The organism is Streptococcus oralis (assembly GCF_001578705.1).
Taxonomy (GTDB): Bacteria; Bacillota; Bacilli; order Lactobacillales; family Streptococcaceae; genus Streptococcus; species Streptococcus oralis_J.
Genome location: NZ_KQ969037.1, coordinates 285,659 through 303,339, shown reverse-complemented (window position 1 = coordinate 303,339; position 17,681 = coordinate 285,659). Strand labels below are relative to the sequence as shown.

Here is a 17,681-nt window from a genome sequence, read left to right as displayed (position 1 = left end):
GGGAAAATGAATGAACTAGTTTGCAAAGCTTTATATAATTTATAATAATAATAAAAGAATTGGACGTATTTCAGTAAGTTCTATTGGGGAAAATTTGGCTTTTCAATAGAGTTCAAAAATGATATAATCAATAGTGTACTTCAATGATACTGTCTCAACCAAAGCTAGTGAATTAATATTAGCCACGATTTCAGTAAACTGACAGGTGAGAGAATATGTCATAGAAAGCGAGGGAACCTCCACAAGAGTAAAGTCCAAGTAATACGAATCTAAGTATAGACTTCATAGCTTAACCAAGTAACATTTAAAATATCTGTTGAGTATCTTTGTGAGATTTCTACGTAAGAAAATATTTTAAAAGAGGATAAGCGTGGTGCTTTTTATACGTCGAATTTACATTCATAAAGCATTCGTTCAAGAACTAACGCAATGGAAAGAAAAACAAGCTCACCTATTAGTAGAGTTTACGGACAATACAGAAAACTTACAAATCTTTCAAGACAGTCCTTTACAACTGACTGCTCCAATGGTTTCTAATCAAAAGATTAAATTGAAAAAAAGAATACCTGCGTCATTAAAAATGATTCGTAATCACGATTTCCGACACTCACATGCAGCGTTTCTAATTTCAAAAGGACTCAGAAACGGTGAGGGAAAAGATTCTATATTTTTTACACTTATGAAACGACTTGGACACAGTAGCATTAATACAACTATTAACATCTACTCGCACCTATTCCCAACTCAACAAAAAAAGTTGCCAATGCTTTTGACAACTTCTAGGGCAAAAAATGGCAAAAAAATTTATAAAACAAGGCTCAAAGCCTTGATACGAAAGGAATCTTAAAAATCTTATGATGAACATGCAAAACATGATGCGCCAAGCACAAAAACTTCAAAAACAAATGGAACAAAGTCAAGCAGAACTTGCCGCTATGCAATTTGTTGGAAAATCTGCTCAAGACCTTGTTCAAGCAACTTTAACTGGAGACAAAAAGGTGGTCAGTATTGACTTTAACCCAGCAGTTGTAGATCCAGAAGACCTAGAAACCTTGTCTGATATGACCGTTCAAGCCATCAACGCTGCTCTAGAACAAATCGACGAAACGACTAAGAAAAAACTAGGTGCTTTCGCTGGAAAATTACCATTCTAATCACCTACAGAAAAAGGAGGAAGGTTCACTTCTCCTTTTTTTCTCTGTTAGAAATTAAAGAACTCCGTAGCTTTTTTCAAAAGGAGATCGGTGTATTCTGGATCTTCCTGAGCTGCTGCTAAAGTCTCCTGTAGCATCTCCATGTCATCTGTAATCATCCCATCCACTGACAACTGCAACGATTTATCAAGTGCGTCAGAGCTATTGATGGTCCATACGTAAAGCTTTTGTTCTGTATACCAAAGTTTAGTAACAAAATATTCATCCAATGTTGAATACTCCATGGTATAGCCCGTTGCCTTGGTTTTTGGGAAAATACTATTATAAGGCAAGATGAAATAAGCTGGAATAGTTGAATCATATTTCAAAACTTGGTCAATCACATGATAGTCTAGTGATTGCATCTGGTGTCCATATTTCTTGATAGTCGCCCCATACTTTTCAAGGAAACGTTCCATCATTTGTGGACTGTCTTTTTTACTGGTTTTAATTTCAATCAACAATCTTTGATGAAGTTCATTCGCGCGATTGAGATAGTCATCAAAACTAGATATCTTGGTTCGATAGCCATTTTCAGAAATATCTAACCCTGTCAACTCCTCCAAAGTCAAGTCTTGAGGTCTGGCATTGATACCTGCTAAGTTCTTAAGATTGGCGTCATGCATCATCACAAACTGACCATCTTTGGTCTCCTGTACATCCATTTCAATCAAATCTGGTTTCAGTTGCGCTGTTTTTTCCAAAGACTGTACAGTGTTTTGTACACCATTTTTATTTGAAACGCCCCTATGTGAAATGACTAAAGGGGTATTTGTCACAGGAGCTTCCAGATAGATATAACCTTCCAGCGCAAAAAAGATACTAGCGCAGCCCATAACTCCCCATCTCATCAAATGGTCTTTTTTTCTTCTTGGCATAATCTCCAGTTCCTCACCGGTCAAAAAGGAGACAAACTTAACAAGGAAATAGGTCAAGGCCATATAGTGGATGTTTTTTATCAAGACAAAGTTGATAACTCCAAGGATCAGTGATTCTTTCTGTGTTAAATTGTCAATTACAATCTGTCCTATTAGCAAGGGAGTCAAGAGAAGGAAGAAAAAGAGATAGGTTTTAATAATAATGAGTAGCAAGTTCCAAGCATAAAAGAGAACTTGTTTTTTTGTCTTTTGTAGGCTATATTTTACTCCTTCTCTCACAGTCCTCTTTTCAAAGAGAATCTTCGGAAGGGCAAACATGAGTCGGACAGACACATAGAGCAAAATCCAAGCAGATGCAAAAATCATCAAGCCTACTAGCCAGTGCTTATCTTCCAGGTAAGTCACGATAAAGTCTGGAATAACGATTTTATTTAAGTAATAAATTTTTAAAATTTTCCTGATGAAAGGAAAGAGCATGGCTACGTAGAAGAATACAAAGGCCATCTTACAGAAGCTCAAGCGTTTCATGAACAGAAAACTTTGCTGGAAAACTTTGCGACTGTACTCAATCAAGGTTCTCTTTTCGTGGTATAGAAGGTGACGCGCCCCAATAAAGAGGAGGCAAATCTGGAAATAGGCCACCAAAAGATTGATTACAATCAAGACGAGAAAGGCCAGACTGATTAAAGGAGAACTCGTGATAATGGCAAAAATATTATTGTAAGAAATAAACAAATATCCCGTCTGGCTGAGTAAAAGACCAGCAAGAAAAGAATTGAGAGGTAACCACAGATATTCCACCATCATGAAAATTAAGAAAAAGAGGAAGAGAACTTTATCTAGGTTGAGGTAAATTTTCCTAAAACCTAGTTTTTTAGGTTTTTCAGGTTTCATAGGCACTCCTAGTCTAGAAATTGAGATAAATCTAGCCCGCCAAAGGGATTCATGGATAGATTACTCTGTTCTTCTAATAATAGTTTTCCTTCATCCGACTCCAAAAAGGCTTCATAAACACGCGCCGTCATGCGGGCATCTGCTAAACTATTATGCGATTGACCTTTAAACCCTAAAAAATTCGCCACAGTTTGCAGTTTGAGATTAGCTATGCCGTGTAGGTCGGAACTACGGCGTTCAAAAGCCTCATCATATAGGTCTACCTTATACTGGTCACGATAGTCCAAGCCATGCTCCAAGAGAATAGGCAAATCACTCTTGACTGCATTGTATCCAACGATAGGTGAATTGCCAACAAAAGCCTGAAAGTCTTTTAAAACTTTTTCTACTTTTGGCGCATCTTTCAAGGTTTCAGCTGTAATTCCTGTCAAACCATTAATAAAACTCTTTAAAGGCACGCTGGTATGGACATAAGAATCAAAGGCACCTATCTCTTGACCATCTTGAAAGTGAATTGCTGATACCTGAATTAAATGGGTAACTCCTTCGTGTTGATTGAATTCTAAGTCAAAGGCGATATAGTCTCTTAATTTTTCCATCTTTTACCTCAATTACGACTCAATTTAAACTATAAATAAGAAAAGAAGCTATTAGGTTAGTGAATAACCCAAACAGCTTCTTTATTTTCCTCCAAATAGGCGAGCAAAAAAGCCTTTTTTGGTTGCTTGGACTTCTTCTTTTGCTTGGTCCAACTCTAGTTTCAAACTTTCTTGATCCTTCATTGCTTGAAGAGTCAACTGTTGCTGTTGGTCCAACTGTTTGTCCTTTTCAGCAATCTGGCGATCTTTGATGCGCATCTGCTCATCTTTTTCTGCTAACTGCTGGTCTTTGGCCTTGAGTTGCTCATACAATCGAAGAATTTCAGCATTTTTCTCATCGACCAAGATTTCCATCAGTTCCCGTTGTTTGACATCTTCACTGACTGGTTCATCTTCAAAAATTGTTTTTTTATAGATTTCTTCTAGCTTAATCAAGCCACTTCGAGTAACTACTGTTACACCTTTGTCATTTTTTTTCGTGTCTTCTTCGGGAAGTTCTTTAACACGATTGTTGATTGCCTGACGAGATAGTCCTAAGACATCTGCAATCTCGCTGACGGTCATTTCAATACTCATAATATCCTCTGAAACGTTTTCTAGCTTTTCTTTATTTAAATCTTATCATAAGCTAGATAAACTGTCAAATTTCCGCTTAATTCAAGGCCTTTAAAAAGGCTAGTAAGACTTGGGCCGAACGACGTCCAGCTTCGATAATAAACTCATCAAATGAGATAGAGGCTTCGTGATTGGCATTGTCACTCATAGCACGAATGACGAGGAAAGGTAGGTCAAGAGCCTGAGCCGCCTGAGCAATGGCCGCCCCTTCCATCTCCACTGCTAAAACTTCAGGGAAGTGAGATTTGATACTAGCAATCTTATCATCTCCAGCTATAAAACTGTCCCCTGTAGCAATCAAGCCTAGGTGCCAGGTCTGTTCTACTTGAGATAAACTTTCTTGAATCCTAGCGATAAAGTTCTTATCTGATCCAAAGTAGAGGGGTTGACCAGCCATCTGACCATAAGCGTAGCCAAACGCAGTCACATCCACATCATGGTAGACAAGTTTGTCCGCAATCACTACATCACCGACAGCAATCCCTTCTGCAAGAGCACCTGCTGATCCTGTATTAATAATGGCTTCTACTTGGAAATGATCAGCTAACACCGCTACACTCATAGCCGACATAACCTTCCCAATCCCACTCTGAACTAGAACGACTTCTGTATTGCCAACAGTGCCAGTGTAGTAGGTATTTCCCATGACTTGGACTTCTTGAGGTTTATCCAAATTCTGAGTCAAATGTATCAACTCTTCTGGCATGGCAGCAATGATTCCAATTTTCATTTCATTTCCTTTCAATTACAAGAGTTTCATTGCTAAAATTAACAAAATCAAAAGTAGGATGACTGCAAACAAGATGCGATTGAGTTTCGAATTAAAAACATTTCTCTTAGTATTCTCAATGCGGCGACTTTTATGAATCGTTGGTTCTACTTCGATTGTAAGTGTATCTTGACTAAAACCGTGGTCTCTAGAACGTGAATAACCAAAATGTTGTGAAGGCGTTGGTAGGATCTTTGTTTCCTCATCATCTTGAAGAGGTGGTCCTGAGATTTTCTCACCTCGGTTGGCACGTTCAATCATTTCGTCTGTTAATAAAGGTTTTCCCATGGGTTGCTCCTCTATTTCTTTTGTAGTTCCCAGTACTGAATTGCCATGATAGTCTTGGCATCACAGATATGACCTGACTGGATCAGGTTCTTTGCTTCCTCTAGACTGACTTCTAAAACTTCCAAGGTTTCATCATCATCTTGTGGGCGAGGATTTTCCACCTTGACCAAATCACTAGCGAGGTAGAGTTTTAGTTTTTCATTACAAAATCCAATCGCAGAATAGAAATCATATAAAAGCTCTAACTTAGCAGTGTAGGCAACCTCTTCTTCCAATTCACGAAGGGCAGCTGCCATTGGATCCGCATTTTCACCAGTTTCCAGTTTTCCTGCGGGAATCTCATAAGAGACAGCCTCAATAGCCTTTCGGTATTGCTTAACGAGGACAATTTTGTCCTCGGCTGTCACGGCTAGTACACAAACAGCTCCATTGTGAAAAATCAAGTCACGTTGGGCAGTTCCCTTTCCTTCTGGTAGTTCCACCTGGTCTTGTACCAGTTTGAAAATAGGACCTTGGTAGATTTCTTTTCGACTAAGCGTTTTTTCTTCAAATTCCATGACAAACTCCTACTGGTTCTTGGGATGATGAGGCAAGCGAGTTGCGTACTCATCTTTGTTAACTTGTCGTCCACGACCGATAGCAATAGCATCAGCAGGAACATTCTTGGTAATAGTTGAACCCGCTCCAACCAGAGAATTATCCCCAAGTTCTACAGGAGCAATAATAGTTGAGTTTGATCCAACAAAGACATTATTGCCAATGACAGTTTTGTATTTATTTTTGCCATCGTAGTTGACTGTAATAGTTCCGGCACCGAAATTAACGTTGCTACCCACTTCACAATTTCCAATATAAGTCAAATGACCCGCCTTGGTATTTTCACCGATTGAAGAACCTTTAACCTCAACAAAGTTACCAATGTGAACTTGGGCAGCTAGGCTTGAACTTGGACGAATATGGGCATAGGGACCGACTGTCACACCGTCCGCAACTGTACTTTCCTCAATCATGGAGTTCGTAATCACGGCTCCAGATCCGATAGTGCTATCCACGATATAAGTTCCATTTGTTAAAATAGTCTCTGCACCAATCTTCGTTTGACCTTTCAAGGTAACGTTGGCTTCAATTTGGACTTCAGGAGCAATCTCGACATCAATGTCAATGTAAGTTGCTTCTGGATTAACAAAGCTGACACCATTAACCATGTGAGTATGATTGATACGGCGACGCATCACTGCTTCCGCAGTCGCAAGAGCCACACGGTCGTTTACCCCAAGACTTTCATCAAAATCCTTGAGAGTATAGGCGCCAACCTTCTCACCCGCATTACGGAAAATACCAATCACATCAGTAATATAGTATTCTCCTTGGGCATTGTTGGTGTTGATATTTTTAAGGGCTTCAAAAAGACGTTCATTGTCAAATACATAAGTTCCTGTATTGATTTCCTTGATTTGTTTTTCAAAATCAGTGGCATCTTTCTGCTCGACAATGCGAAGAACTTCAGCATTATCGTTGCGGACAATTCGACCGTATCCGAAAGGATCTGCCGCTTCGGCTGTTAAAATAGTCGCCACATTTTTGTGATTGATATGGAAATCCAAGAGGTTTTTCAAGCTTTCACCTGTAATCAGAGGAGTATCCCCAGCGATAACCAAGGTGTGCCCAGTGCGATTTTGGAGAATGGGCTCTGCCATCATGACAGCATGCCCTGTTCCTAGTTGTTCTGATTGGGTAACAAAGTCTGTCTGACCAGCCAAGACTTGCTCAACTAGCTCCGCCTTGTGACCAACTACAGTAACTGTTTTTTCAGGTTGAATAGCACCAACACTACGAAAAACGTGTTCCAACATCGAAATTCCTGCTACTTTATGAAGTACTTTGGGAAGATCTGATTTCATGCGAGTACCCTTACCCGCTGCTAAAATAATGGCATAATTTGACATACTATTCTCTTTTCTGTAAAAATTCCCTTATATTATACCATAATTTTACTTTTAAAGAACAAACAAACAGGTGCTTTCCTGAAAATCTCCCCTACTTGTCTACATTTCTAGACTGTTTCCTTTGATTTTTTTAAATTTTTACGATAAACTAAATAAATATGAGAAAACAAATTCATCCAGCTATTATTTTTAGTTTATTTGGAATTTTCATAGCGATTTTACTCCTCAATAGACCAAGTTTTGAGGATCATCCTATCAAAACAAAACCAAATGCTCTTCAAGTTGAAACACAAGCCTTGCATAATCTTGACAAACCCATTATCGACGTCTCTGGTTGGCAAAGACCTGAGGAGATTAACTACGACACCTTATCTCAAAACATTTCTGGTGTTATCGTTCGCGTGCACAATGGGGCTCAGCACACTGAAACAAATGATGCTGCCTTTATCAATGGTGTCGATAAAGCCTATAAAAATCATATAGCAGAATTTCAAAAACGGAATGTCCCTGTGGGGGTTTATGCCTATGTAGCTGGAAAAAATAAGGAAGAAATGGAGAAGGCTGCTGAAGTCTTCTACAACGCTGCTTCTCCCTACAATCCTAGCTACTACTGGTTAGATGTTGAAGAAAAAACAATGTCTGATATGAATGAAGGTGTTGAAGCCTTTCGTGCCAAACTGGCAGCTCTCGGCGCTAAAAACATCGGCATCTACGTTGGGGTTTACTTCATGCAAGAGCATAGTATCAATACAGATAAGTTCACTGCTATTTGGATCCCCTCCTATGGAACAGACTCAGGTTATTTTGAAACTAAACCAAATACCGATCTGGACTACGATCTCCACCAGTACACTTCTAAGGGGAGAATTGCAGGATTTGAACATCATTTGGACATCAATTTGATTTCTACTGCTAAAGAGAAGGAAGAAACCTTCAGAAAACTATTTTTAAGGCCATAAGACAAGTGAAAATAACAAACTTTTTCACTTGTTTTTTCATTTTCTCCCCGTCTGTGTTATAATTGATAGCATAGAGAAAGAATTTTATGAAATTGAGGATTTTATTATGTTTTCATGGATTGCACGAGTTATTAAAGGAATCGTCATCGCATTAGGATTTATCCTACCGGGAATTTCTGGCGGTGTTTTAGCAGCTATTTTGGGTATTTACGAGCGAATGATTGGCTTTCTGGCTCACCCCTTTAAAGATTTTAAAGAGAATGTCCTATACTTTATCCCAGTAGCAATCGGGATGTTGCTAGGGATTGGTTTGTTTTCTTATCCAGTCGAATATTTGTTAGAAAATTACCAAGTCTATGTTTTATGGAGTTTTGCAGGAGCTATCATCGGTACAGTTCCTAGTCTCCTTAAAGAATCTACTCGAGAATCTGATCGTGATAAGATTGACCTAGTCTGGTTCTGGACTACCTTTATCCTTTCAGGAGTCGGGCTCTACGCGCTAAACTTTGTTGTTGGTTCACTCAGTGCAAGTTTTGCAAACTTCATCCTAGCGGGTGCTCTTTTAGCTCTTGGTGTCTTGGTCCCTGGTCTAAGTCCGTCAAATCTACTTTTGATTTTGGGACTGTACGCTCCTATGCTGACTGGTTTTAAAACCTTTGATTTATTTGGAACCTTCATTCCTATCGGAATTGGTGCAGGAGCAACCCTCATTATCTTTTCAAAATTGATGGATCACGCCTTGAACAACTACCACTCCCGTGTTTATCACTTTATCATTGGTATTGTGCTTTCAAGTACTCTCTTGATTTTGATTCCAAATGCTGGAAATGCTGAAAGTATCCAATACACTGGACTTTCTATTGTGAGCTATGTACTCGTTGCCTTCTTCTTTGCGCTTGGCATTTGGCTTGGTATCTGGATGAGTCAATTGGAGGATAAGTATAAATAATGGCAAAGAAAGTCAAGATTAAAAAAACCTTGGTCGAACAAATCTTGACCAAGGCGGGTATTGAACACACAGGCATTCAAATCAACGCGCTTGAGGGTGAACTACCTTCGGAATATGATCGAACTCATATCTTTAAAACCTTGGCTCTTTTGGGAGACAAGACAGGACCAATTATCGGAATCGTTCCCTTAACAGAACACCTCGCTGAGAAAAAACTAGCAAAGGTTTCTGGCAATAAAAAAGTGAGCATGATTCCACAGAAGGACTTGGAAAAAACGACAGGCTATGTTCATGGGGCTAATAACCCCGTCGGCATTCGCCAAAAACACAATTATCCCATTTTTCTCGATAAGACTGCTTTGGACTTGGATCAAATGATTGTCTCTGCTGGGGAAGTCGGGCATAGTATCATCATCCGACCTCAAGACTTGGCCAGCTTTGTAAAAGCGGATTTTGCTGATATCTTGGAGGAAAGTAAGTAATGAAACTCTATTTTGTTCGTCATGGTCGCACCCTCTGGAATCTTGAAGGTCGCTTTCAAGGTGCTAGTGGTGACTCTCCCCTTCTTCCAGAATCTATTGACACCCTAAAGCAACTTGGTCAGTATCTCAAGGAAATACCTTTTGATAAGATTTATTCAAGTGATTTACCTAGAGCGATTAAGTCTGCTGAAATTATCCAAAGTCAACTTCAGGCTCCTTGTACTTTAAAGAGCATTCCTGACCTGCGCGAATGGCAACTTGGAAAACTTGAAGGTTTAAAAATCGCAACGCTCAATGCCATCTATCCACGACAAATCAAGGCCTTTCGCTCTAATCTCGCTCAGTTTGATACGAAGATGTTTGAAGCTGAATCCCTCTACTCTACGACTCAGCGTACTATTCAATTTATCAAATCTCTGAAAGGAAGTCCGGCTGAAAACATTCTAATCGTCGGTCATGGTGCAAATCTCACTGCTAGCCTACGTACTCTTCTAGGCTATAAAGAGGCTCATCTTCGCAAAGATGGAGGCTTGACCAATGCTAGTCTGACAGTTTTAGAGACTAATGATTTTGAAACCTTCACTCTGGAAAGATGGAATGACACTTCCTATCAAAGAAAATAATGGGACTTGATCTTAATAGTCAAGTTCTTTTTAGTTTTCAAAGAATATCCGTGAATTTCTCTGCTATTTATGATAAAATGGGAGTATCGCAAAAAATGACTCATCGTATTCAATTTTGAGTAAAATTAGGAGGAACCCATGTCTACAGAACATATGGAAGAACTAAATGACCAGCAGATCGTTCGCCGTGAAAAAATGGCTGCGCTCCGTGAACAAGGAATCGATCCCTTCGGAAAACGTTTTGAACGTACTGCTAACTCTCAAGAACTAAAAGACAAATTTGCAGAACTTGATAAAGAACAATTACATGAATTAAATGAAACTGCTACTATTGCTGGACGCTTAGTAACTAAACGTGGTAAAGGGAAAGTCGGCTTTGCCCATCTTCAAGACCGAGAAGGTCAAATCCAGATCTACGTTCGTAAAGACGAAGTCGGTGAAGAAAACTACGAAATCTTCAAAAAGGCTGACCTCGGTGACTTCCTTGGTGTCGAAGGTGAAGTCATGCGTACCGATATGGGAGAACTTTCTATCAAGGCAACTCACATTACACACTTGTCTAAAGCACTTCGCCCGCTTCCCGAGAAATTCCACGGTTTGACTGATGTTGAAACAATTTACCGTAAACGTTACCTTGACTTGATTTCTAACCGCGAAAGCTTTGAGCGTTTTGTCACTCGTTCAAAAATCATCTCTGAAATCCGTCGTTACCTCGACCAAAAAGGTTTCCTTGAAGTGGAAACACCTGTTCTTCACAACGAAGCCGGTGGTGCTGCGGCTCGTCCATTTATCACTCACCACAATGCCCAAAACATTGACATGGTTCTTCGTATTGCAACTGAGCTTCACTTGAAACGCCTCATCGTTGGTGGTATGGAACGTGTTTACGAGATTGGCCGTATCTTCCGTAACGAGGGAATGGACGCCACTCATAACCCTGAGTTCACTTCTATCGAAGTTTATCAAGCTTATGCTGACTTCCAAGATATCATGGACTTGACGGAGGGTATTATCCAGCACGCTGCTAAATCAGTCAAAGGTGATGGCCCAGTAAACTATCAAGGTACTGAAATCAAAATCAATGAACCATTTAAACGTGTTCACATGGTGGATGCTATCAAGGAAATTACTGGCGTAGATTTCTGGCAAGACATGACCTTCGAGGAAGCAAAAGCTATCGCTGCTGAGAAGAAAGTTCCAGTTGAAAAACACTACACTGAAGTTGGTCACATCATCAACGCTTTCTTTGAAGAGTACGTTGAAGAAACCTTGATCCAACCAACCTTTGTCTATGGTCATCCAGTAGCTGTCTCACCGCTCGCTAAGAAAAATCCTGAAGACGAACGCTTTACTGACCGTTTCGAGCTCTTCATTATGACCAAGGAATATGGTAATGCCTTTACCGAGTTGAACGACCCAATCGATCAGCTTAGCCGTTTTGAAGCTCAAGCTAAAGCTAAAGAACTTGGTGACGACGAGGCAACAGGCATCGACTACGATTACATCGAAGCCCTTGAATATGGTATGCCACCAACAGGTGGTTTGGGAATCGGTATTGACCGTCTCTGCATGCTCCTCACTGATACAACCACTATCCGTGATGTATTGCTCTTCCCAACAATGAAATAATACTCTTCGAAAATCAAATTCAAACCACGTCAGCGTTGCCTTGCCGTACTCAAGTACAGCCTGCGGCTAGCTTCCTAGTTTGCTCTTTGATTTTCATTGAGTATAAACTCTTATCCTCTGGTACTTGCCAGAGGATTTTTCGATACAAAAAGAGACTGGGGTACACTCAATCTCTTTTTCTTATTCTTGATTTTCACCTGACTGGTGGCTACATCTTCCCCAAACCATTTTTGACTAATTTCTTGGAACTTACCATCCTTGTAAAGACTAGAAAATCCTTCATTTATCTTATTAACCAGAGTTGTATCTTCCTTACGTGCTCCAACTGCAAAAGCTTCTGTTTCTAGTCCAACTGTAAAGACATTATAATCGTTTAAAACGCCTTCTGCTTCTAAATAATAGTTTGCATAGACACGATCAATCAATAGGCCGTCAATTCGATCGTTTTTCAAATCAATCAAGGCTTCATTAAAAGTTTGGTATTGATTCGCTTCATTATTAGCGACAATATCCTTCAAAATCGCTGGCTTTCCTTCAAAGTCCGCATAACCAGATGAACCAGCTTGAGCTCCCAAAGTCTTTCCAGTCATATCTTTTACAGTCGTGATACCTGACGATTTCTTAGTAACCAATACCTGCTCATTCTTCATATATGAGTTACTGAATGCTACCTTTTCACGACGTTCGTCTGTAGCGGAATAGCCATTCCAAATCAGATCAATCGTTCCTTTTGTCAATTCAGCTTCTTTCAAATCCCAATCAATCGGTTGCCAATTTACCGTAATTCCGTATTTTTCAAAAACAGCTGTAGCTAAATCAATATCAAATCCTGCATAGGAACCATCTTTCTGAGCAAATCCCATTGGAACAAAAGTACTATCAAACCCAATAGTAATAGACTTGTTAAACTCGTACTTAGACCAATTATCTCCACTAGTTTCACTAGAATTTTTCCCACAAGCTACTAAGAACAAAGCAGTCATTAGACTGACTAATACAAGCATCAATTTTTTCATCATTTTTCCTCCTATTTAGGCTCTACTTTTAATAATACATCTGCAATATTCTCAGCGAATTGTAAATCGTGGGTAACCACAATTTGCGTCATCCCAAGTTCCCTATTTTGCAAAATCAGTTTTTCCACTTCCAAGCGTAATTCTGGATCCAAGGCAGAAGTTGGTTCATCATAACCAATGATTTCTGGGTCAATCATCATAGCACGCGCCAAAGCCACTCGCTGCTTTTGCCCACCTGATAGTGAGAAGGGATAAGCATCTGCGTGCCCTGCTAGTCCTAACTGTTCCAAGAGTCCACGCGCCTTCTTCTCAGCCTCTTCCTGCTTCATTCCCATAGTTTTCACAGGCGATAGGGTCAAATTGTCCAGAACTGATAAATGAGGGAAAAGTTGAAAATCTTGGAAGACAAAGCCTAGTAGGTTGCGCTTTTCTAGTTCGTCTAAAGCTAGAGATTCACCGTTATAGTAGATTTCTCCAGAATCGATAGTTTCCAGTCCAGCTAACATACGCAACAAGGTTGTTTTTCCGCCTCCTGATGGACCTACGATTGCCAGGATTTGCTTTTCAGGAATTGATAGGCTGAAATTGGTTAAGATTTGTTTGCCACCAAAGGCCTTGTTGATGTTTCGTAATTCTAACATAGCAATCCTCCTATCTATAGTAACTGTACTTCTTCTCAACTTTTTTGGCAAGGATAGTCACAATACCAATCAAAATCAAGTAAATTGCTCCTGCCAAGAACATAGGAATCAGACTAGCATCACGGTTGGCTGCTGTACGACTAGCCAAAATCAAATCTGAAATACCTAAGGCATAGACCAAAGAAGTATCCTTGACCAAACTCATGACTTCATTAAATACACTAGGTAGAACAATTTTGGTCACCTGTGGTAAGATAATATAGCGCACTGTGGCAAAAGGGCTAAACTTCAAGACCTTAGCAGCCTCATATTGACCCTTAGGAATGGTATCAATCCCCCCACGGAAGATTTCAGCAAAGTAAGCTGCATAATTCAAAACAAAGGCAATAATAGCCGCAGGAAGGCGATCCAAACGAATCCCAATATTTGGGAGCACATAATAGATAAAGATCAATTGCAAGAGCAAGGGTGTTCCCCGCATGATCCAGATATAAATGTTGATCAGATAATGGAGGAGCTTCCAATGGACTTGCAAGGCAAAGGCAATCAAAACGCCCAAGGGAATAGAAAAAATCAAGACCAGTACAAAAACCTGTAAAGTCATGCTTGCACCGCTCAATAAACTCGGTAATATCTCAAACAAATAAGACATACTGCACCTCCTAAAAATAATTGTTCCTATTATAGCATAAATAAACAATTTAGCAAGGGTTATTGTAAAAAAATTCTATTTCTTTTTGAAAATAAAAAAAACCGTATCCATCAAAATGACTAGATACAGTTTTGCTTTATAGGATATTTTTAAAGTGTTTCTAGCAGTTCTTGCATCTGAACATCATCTGGAATCAGTTTTAAATATGCCTCTGCTTGAGTCTTAGCTTCTTCAAAATACCCCAATTCACGCAAGAGATAAGTATATTGCTCCAGAAACTCTGGATTGTCCTTGAGGTCAGACGACAGTTCTTGATAGAGCTCATAAGCCTTATCTAAATCCTCGATTTTCTGGTAAGAGCGTGCAATCATCCACTTGGTCAGGAGATTTTCAGGTTCTTGACTTTGGAGAGCGATAATATCCTCAAACCGCTCTTGTTCCATATAAATGGTTGCGAGACGAAGGAGAATCTCCTCAGTGTCTTCTGCATCTTCTTTTGCAGTAAGGAGAAAGTCCTCCGCACCGCTAGAATCATGCAATTCATACGAGAACTGAGAAGCAGCTAGCAAGAGACGAGTTTCAAATGGATTTTTCTCCAAACCCTGTTTAGCGATACGGAGAGCTTCTTCTATCTGATGTTCCTTGTGCAAGGCTTGACTATAACCATACTCATATCCTTCAAAATCTGGCGAAATGGTATCAATCTGCTTAAAGTAAAGAACAGATTTTTGATACTCTTCTTGGTCAAAGTAAAGACTAGCCAGTTCAAAGGCAGTTTGATCATCATATTCTAATTCTAAAGCTTTTTCTAAGAATTCAGTTGCAGCTTCAAACTTACCTAACTGGGCATAAGCGTAGCCAATTCGTTGATAGGTTGAGACACCCGTTTGCTCGTAGATGGAGCGATTGTCTAATTGAGCATAACCCTGAATAGCTTCCTGATAATTTCCTAACTCGCTATCCAACTCAGCCAGACCAAAAACTAATAAGGCATCATCTGAGTAACTTAAGGCTTCCAGTAACTTTTCACGCGCTACATCTGTCAATCCTTCCAACTGATAGAGGTCAGCCTTCAAGGCCAAAGCCGATACATACCAATCACTATCAGGTGTGATTGCCTCAAGGTAAGCAAAAGATTCCTCAACATTGCCATCCTCGCTAGCAATGCTTGCTAAGTTCAGATTCGCTTCTGGAAATTCTGTAACGATATTTTGGTAAATTTCTTTCGCTTGGGGATAAAAGCCAATTCCCTCTAGATAGCTAGCTAGTTCGTAAAGAACTTCACTTGAATCCGTTTCGAGGGCTTTATGAAAATACTGATCCGCTTTGGTTAAATCCTGTTCATCCAAAGCCTGAAGCATACGTTGACTATTGTTCACTCTTGATTTCCTCCCCTTCTTCTTCATACAGACCGCTGACTTTTTTATACCAGTTAAAGATAGCAGAGATGACCACCTTAGCTGAGGCATAGACTGGAATTCCCAGTAAGACTCCCCAAATACCAAACATAGATCCTGAAGTTAGGAGAACAAAGAGAACATTGATGGGATGAATATTGAGCTGACTACCTAAAATAAGAGGCGATACGAAGCGTCCTTCAATCGTTTGTTCCACGATAAAGACAATGACTACTTTCAAGAGCATGACAGGTCCTGCGATTAAACCTAAAACAAGGGCAGGCAGCATGGCAAGGAAACTACCCAGGTAAGGTACTAGATTGAGGATACCAGCCGTAATACCAAGAGTCACAGCATATCTGAGACCAATAATCTTAAAGAAAATAATAAACATGATGGCTACAATAATAGCAACTGTAACCTGTCCTCTAACATAGTTTGACAACTGTTTATTGACATCCGATAGGACTTCACCCGCAGGTTCTTTTAACTTCGTTGGAATAAACTTAGTCAAATAATCTCGCAAGCCTTTTCCATCACGCAAGAGATAGAAGAGCATAAAGGGTACGATAATGACCGCTACAATCACCTGAGAAACACTACTGATAAAGGCGCTGACCCAGTTGACGGCTTGAGAAGAAATTTTGCTGGCCCATATCGTTGCTTCTGTAGAAACATTTGCAAGAACCTGCTCCAACTGAGGTCTAAAATCATCTGGCAAGCGTTTGGTTACAAGGTCATTGATAACCATATCAGCATCCTTAAGATATGTCGGTACATTCTTTGCAAAATTTAAGACTTGGCGTTGGAAATTTGGAATAGCGACTGCCAGACCCCAAATGATAAAAAGTCCAATAATGACAAAAACTATACTGATAGCAAGAACGCGATTGATCTTGTGTTTCTCCATCCAGTCAACAATCGGATTGAGGAGGTAATAAAGTAAACCAGATAAAATAACTGGCAACATGACAACCCCTAAAAAATCCAAAACAGGTAAAAAGATAAAACTAATCTTACTTAGAATAAAAATGTTTAGCCCCAGTAACAAGGTTACTAAAAATACAGTGATGGCTTTATTATCTAAAAACCACTTAAAAAACCAAGATAGGCTAAAATGTTTCTCTCTATGTTCCATAAATACATCCTTTCTGTCATTCTTTCATTATACCATTTTTAATCTAAAATAACTCTTATTAAAGTGCTTACATAGATTAAACGAACACTACCTGACTGTCATTTTGTGGTATAATGAACTTATCATTATTAAGAGGTATGGACATGAAAGAAACTGTTTATTTTGGAACTTATACTCGTCGCTCATCTAAAGGGATTTACAAGGCAGATTTTGATACAGAAACAGGCCAGCTTGCAAATCTTGAACTCTTTGCTGCTGAACCAAGTCCGACCTATCTTGCCTTTGACCAACAGCAACACTTATACACTGTAGGGAGCCAGGATGGCTTGGGTGGAATCGCTGCTTACAAGACCGATGGTACTTTGTTAAATCATGTGGTTGAAGAAGGCGCTCCCCATTGTTATGTGGCAGTGGATGAAAAGCGCAATCTCGTTTACGGGGCCAACTACCACAAAGGTCAAGTTCTGGTCTATCAGCGCCAAGCAGATGGTAGTCTCATCCAAACGGATCTGGATCAGCATAGTGGACATGGTCCTCATGAAAACCAAACTTCCCCACATGTTCACTTTACGAATCTAACACCTGACCAGTATCTCATCACATGTGACCTCGGTACGGACGAAGTAACGACCTACGATGTTAGCCTAGAAGGAAAACTAAGTAAACTCTCTACCTATCACAGCCAAGCTGGAGCAGGTGCTCGCCACATCGTTTTCCATCATCATTATAAGATTGCCTACCTCATTTGCGAACTTAACAGTACCATTGAAGTCTTGATTTACGATGGGGTTGGTGAATTCGAACGCATGCAAGTCATTTCAACCTTACCAGATGGATACGAAGATTTCAACGCTACTGCTGCTATTCGTCTTTCAAAAGATGGCAAATACCTTTATGCATCCAATCGGGGTCATGATTCCATTGCCGTCTATACAATCCTCGCCGATGGTAGCTTGGAATTATTAGAGATTGTTCCAACACACGGACAAAATCCACGTGATTTCGACCTAACT

The 17,681-nt window shown here is 39.8% G+C and carries 18 protein-coding genes and 2 pseudogenes; 8 read left to right on the top strand and 12 right to left on the bottom strand.

Translation table 11 applies throughout. The features are described from left to right. Nucleotides 1-385 precede the first annotated feature (385 nt). Together SORDD05_RS01490 and SORDD05_RS01485 are read left to right on the top strand one after the other, a co-directional pair. Nucleotides 386-783, top strand: a pseudogene (locus SORDD05_RS01490) (site-specific integrase); the annotation flags it as partial. 71 nt (nucleotides 784-854) lie between these two features. Continuing rightward, a complete protein-coding gene (locus tag SORDD05_RS01485; RefSeq protein ID WP_061416779.1) occupies nucleotides 855-1,154 on the top strand; it encodes a YbaB/EbfC family nucleoid-associated protein in 300 nt (99 codons plus the stop codon). A gap of 47 nt (nucleotides 1,155-1,201) precedes the next feature. Here SORDD05_RS01485 and SORDD05_RS01480 read toward each other — a convergent pair whose 3' ends face one another. The 7 genes from SORDD05_RS01480 to glmU all read right to left on the bottom strand — a co-directional run bounded on the left by SORDD05_RS01480 (nucleotide 1,202) and on the right by glmU (nucleotide 7,182). Next, entirely contained in the window at nucleotides 1,202-2,965 is a 1,764-nt protein-coding gene (locus SORDD05_RS01480; RefSeq protein WP_061416778.1) for a glycerophosphoryl diester phosphodiesterase membrane domain-containing protein, read from the bottom strand. Between the two features lie 8 nt (nucleotides 2,966-2,973). Beyond that, the gene (locus SORDD05_RS01475) at nucleotides 2,974-3,564 is read right to left on the bottom strand and encodes a 3'-5' exonuclease (RefSeq protein ID WP_061416777.1); all 591 of its coding nucleotides are present in this window, start codon (nucleotides 3,562-3,564) and stop codon (nucleotides 2,974-2,976) included. A gap of 81 nt (nucleotides 3,565-3,645) precedes the next feature. Continuing rightward, nucleotides 3,646-4,140 (bottom strand): chromosome segregation protein RocS, encoded by a 495-nt coding sequence (gene rocS / locus SORDD05_RS01470; protein WP_061416776.1) that lies wholly within the window; start codon nucleotides 4,138-4,140, stop codon nucleotides 3,646-3,648. A gap of 76 nt (nucleotides 4,141-4,216) precedes the next feature. Further along, a complete protein-coding gene (locus SORDD05_RS01465) occupies nucleotides 4,217-4,909 on the bottom strand; it encodes a 5'-methylthioadenosine/adenosylhomocysteine nucleosidase (protein ID WP_061416775.1) in 693 nt (230 codons plus the stop codon). 15 nt (nucleotides 4,910-4,924) lie between these two features. After that, nucleotides 4,925-5,236, bottom strand: coding sequence for a cell wall synthase accessory phosphoprotein MacP (gene macP / locus SORDD05_RS01460; RefSeq protein WP_061416774.1), 312 nt, complete (start codon nucleotides 5,234-5,236; stop codon nucleotides 4,925-4,927). Nucleotides 5,237-5,247: 11 nt separating this feature from the next. Next, nucleotides 5,248-5,793, bottom strand: coding sequence for an NUDIX hydrolase (locus SORDD05_RS01455; protein ID WP_061416773.1), 546 nt, complete (start codon nucleotides 5,791-5,793; stop codon nucleotides 5,248-5,250). Nucleotides 5,794-5,802: 9 nt separating this feature from the next. Next, nucleotides 5,803-7,182 carry a bifunctional UDP-N-acetylglucosamine diphosphorylase/glucosamine-1-phosphate N-acetyltransferase GlmU gene (glmU, locus tag SORDD05_RS01450; protein ID WP_061416772.1) on the bottom strand — a complete coding sequence of 460 codons (1,380 nt, stop codon included), beginning with the start codon at nucleotides 7,180-7,182 and terminating at the stop codon, nucleotides 5,803-5,805. Nucleotides 7,183-7,340: 158 nt separating this feature from the next. Between glmU and SORDD05_RS01445 the strand changes: the two genes are divergently transcribed. The 5 genes from SORDD05_RS01445 to lysS all read left to right on the top strand — a co-directional run bounded on the left by SORDD05_RS01445 (nucleotide 7,341) and on the right by lysS (nucleotide 11,824). Beyond that, nucleotides 7,341-8,141, top strand: a complete 801-nt coding sequence (locus tag SORDD05_RS01445) for a glycoside hydrolase family 25 protein (protein WP_061416771.1) — start codon at nucleotides 7,341-7,343, stop codon at nucleotides 8,139-8,141. A 106-nt stretch (nucleotides 8,142-8,247) separates the two neighbouring features. Then, nucleotides 8,248-9,090: a DUF368 domain-containing protein gene (locus SORDD05_RS01440; protein ID WP_061416770.1), complete on the top strand. Its 843-nt coding sequence runs from the start codon at nucleotides 8,248-8,250 to the stop codon at nucleotides 9,088-9,090. Then, nucleotides 9,090-9,572 carry an aminoacyl-tRNA deacylase gene (locus tag SORDD05_RS01435; protein WP_061416769.1) on the top strand — a complete coding sequence of 161 codons (483 nt, stop codon included), beginning with the start codon at nucleotides 9,090-9,092 and terminating at the stop codon, nucleotides 9,570-9,572. The genes SORDD05_RS01440 and SORDD05_RS01435 overlap by 1 nt, the downstream gene beginning before the upstream one ends. Next, nucleotides 9,572-10,195: a histidine phosphatase family protein gene (locus SORDD05_RS01430; protein WP_061416768.1), complete on the top strand. Its 624-nt coding sequence runs from the start codon at nucleotides 9,572-9,574 to the stop codon at nucleotides 10,193-10,195. The genes SORDD05_RS01435 and SORDD05_RS01430 overlap by 1 nt, the downstream gene beginning before the upstream one ends. Before the next feature lie 138 nt (nucleotides 10,196-10,333). After that, nucleotides 10,334-11,824, top strand: coding sequence for a lysine--tRNA ligase (gene lysS, locus SORDD05_RS01425; RefSeq protein WP_061416767.1), 1,491 nt, complete (start codon nucleotides 10,334-10,336; stop codon nucleotides 11,822-11,824). A gap of 191 nt (nucleotides 11,825-12,015) precedes the next feature. On the opposite strand, the pseudogene SORDD05_RS01420 reads toward lysS, so the two are convergent. The 5 genes and pseudogenes from SORDD05_RS01420 to SORDD05_RS01400 form a co-directional block, all read right to left on the bottom strand. Beyond that, a pseudogene (locus SORDD05_RS01420) lies at nucleotides 12,016-12,840 on the bottom strand (amino acid ABC transporter substrate-binding protein); the annotation flags it as partial. 11 nt (nucleotides 12,841-12,851) lie between these two features. Continuing rightward, nucleotides 12,852-13,481 carry an amino acid ABC transporter ATP-binding protein gene (locus SORDD05_RS01415; protein WP_000891749.1) on the bottom strand — a complete coding sequence of 210 codons (630 nt, stop codon included), beginning with the start codon at nucleotides 13,479-13,481 and terminating at the stop codon, nucleotides 12,852-12,854. A gap of 10 nt (nucleotides 13,482-13,491) precedes the next feature. Continuing rightward, on the bottom strand, nucleotides 13,492-14,133 hold the full coding sequence (locus SORDD05_RS01410) for an amino acid ABC transporter permease (protein ID WP_000120844.1): 642 nt from the start codon (nucleotides 14,131-14,133) through the stop codon (nucleotides 13,492-13,494). Nucleotides 14,134-14,282: 149 nt separating this feature from the next. Then, complete coding sequence (locus SORDD05_RS01405) at nucleotides 14,283-15,512, bottom strand: tetratricopeptide repeat protein (RefSeq protein ID WP_061416766.1); 1,230 nt, start codon at nucleotides 15,510-15,512, stop codon at nucleotides 14,283-14,285. Next, nucleotides 15,502-16,668: an AI-2E family transporter gene (locus tag SORDD05_RS01400; protein ID WP_061416765.1), complete on the bottom strand. Its 1,167-nt coding sequence runs from the start codon at nucleotides 16,666-16,668 to the stop codon at nucleotides 15,502-15,504. Before SORDD05_RS01400 ends, SORDD05_RS01405 begins: the two co-directional genes overlap by 11 nt. A gap of 143 nt (nucleotides 16,669-16,811) precedes the next feature. On the opposite strand from SORDD05_RS01400, the gene SORDD05_RS01395 reads away from it, so the two are divergent. Further along, the coding region (locus tag SORDD05_RS01395) for a lactonase family protein (RefSeq protein ID WP_061417782.1) at nucleotides 16,812-17,681 on the top strand (870 nt) is incomplete at its 3' end.

Bases quoted from the DNA above. Each gene is read 5' to 3' on its own strand.
- SORDD05_RS01485 (WP_061416779.1), top strand. From the start codon at position 855: ATGATGAACATGCAAAACATGATGCGCCAAGCACAAAAACTTCAAAAA.
- SORDD05_RS01480 (WP_061416778.1), bottom strand. From the start codon at position 2,965: ATGAAACCTGAAAAACCTAAAAAACTAGGTTTTAGGAAAATTTACCTC.
- SORDD05_RS01475 (WP_061416777.1), bottom strand. From the start codon at position 3,564: ATGGAAAAATTAAGAGACTATATCGCCTTTGACTTAGAATTCAATCAA.
- rocS (WP_061416776.1), bottom strand. From the start codon at position 4,140: ATGAGTATTGAAATGACCGTCAGCGAGATTGCAGATGTCTTAGGACTA.
- SORDD05_RS01465 (WP_061416775.1), bottom strand. From the start codon at position 4,909: ATGAAAATTGGAATCATTGCTGCCATGCCAGAAGAGTTGATACATTTG.
- macP (WP_061416774.1), bottom strand. From the start codon at position 5,236: ATGGGAAAACCTTTATTAACAGACGAAATGATTGAACGTGCCAACCGA.
- SORDD05_RS01455 (WP_061416773.1), bottom strand. From the start codon at position 5,793: ATGGAATTTGAAGAAAAAACGCTTAGTCGAAAAGAAATCTACCAAGGT.
- glmU (WP_061416772.1), bottom strand. From the start codon at position 7,182: ATGTCAAATTATGCCATTATTTTAGCAGCGGGTAAGGGTACTCGCATG.
- SORDD05_RS01445 (WP_061416771.1), top strand. From the start codon at position 7,341: ATGAGAAAACAAATTCATCCAGCTATTATTTTTAGTTTATTTGGAATT.
- SORDD05_RS01440 (WP_061416770.1), top strand. From the start codon at position 8,248: ATGTTTTCATGGATTGCACGAGTTATTAAAGGAATCGTCATCGCATTA.
- SORDD05_RS01435 (WP_061416769.1), top strand. From the start codon at position 9,090: ATGGCAAAGAAAGTCAAGATTAAAAAAACCTTGGTCGAACAAATCTTG.
- SORDD05_RS01430 (WP_061416768.1), top strand. From the start codon at position 9,572: ATGAAACTCTATTTTGTTCGTCATGGTCGCACCCTCTGGAATCTTGAA.
- lysS (WP_061416767.1), top strand. From the start codon at position 10,334: ATGTCTACAGAACATATGGAAGAACTAAATGACCAGCAGATCGTTCGC.
- SORDD05_RS01415 (WP_000891749.1), bottom strand. From the start codon at position 13,481: ATGTTAGAATTACGAAACATCAACAAGGCCTTTGGTGGCAAACAAATC.
- SORDD05_RS01410 (WP_000120844.1), bottom strand. From the start codon at position 14,133: ATGTCTTATTTGTTTGAGATATTACCGAGTTTATTGAGCGGTGCAAGC.
- SORDD05_RS01400 (WP_061416765.1), bottom strand. From the start codon at position 16,668: ATGGAACATAGAGAGAAACATTTTAGCCTATCTTGGTTTTTTAAGTGG.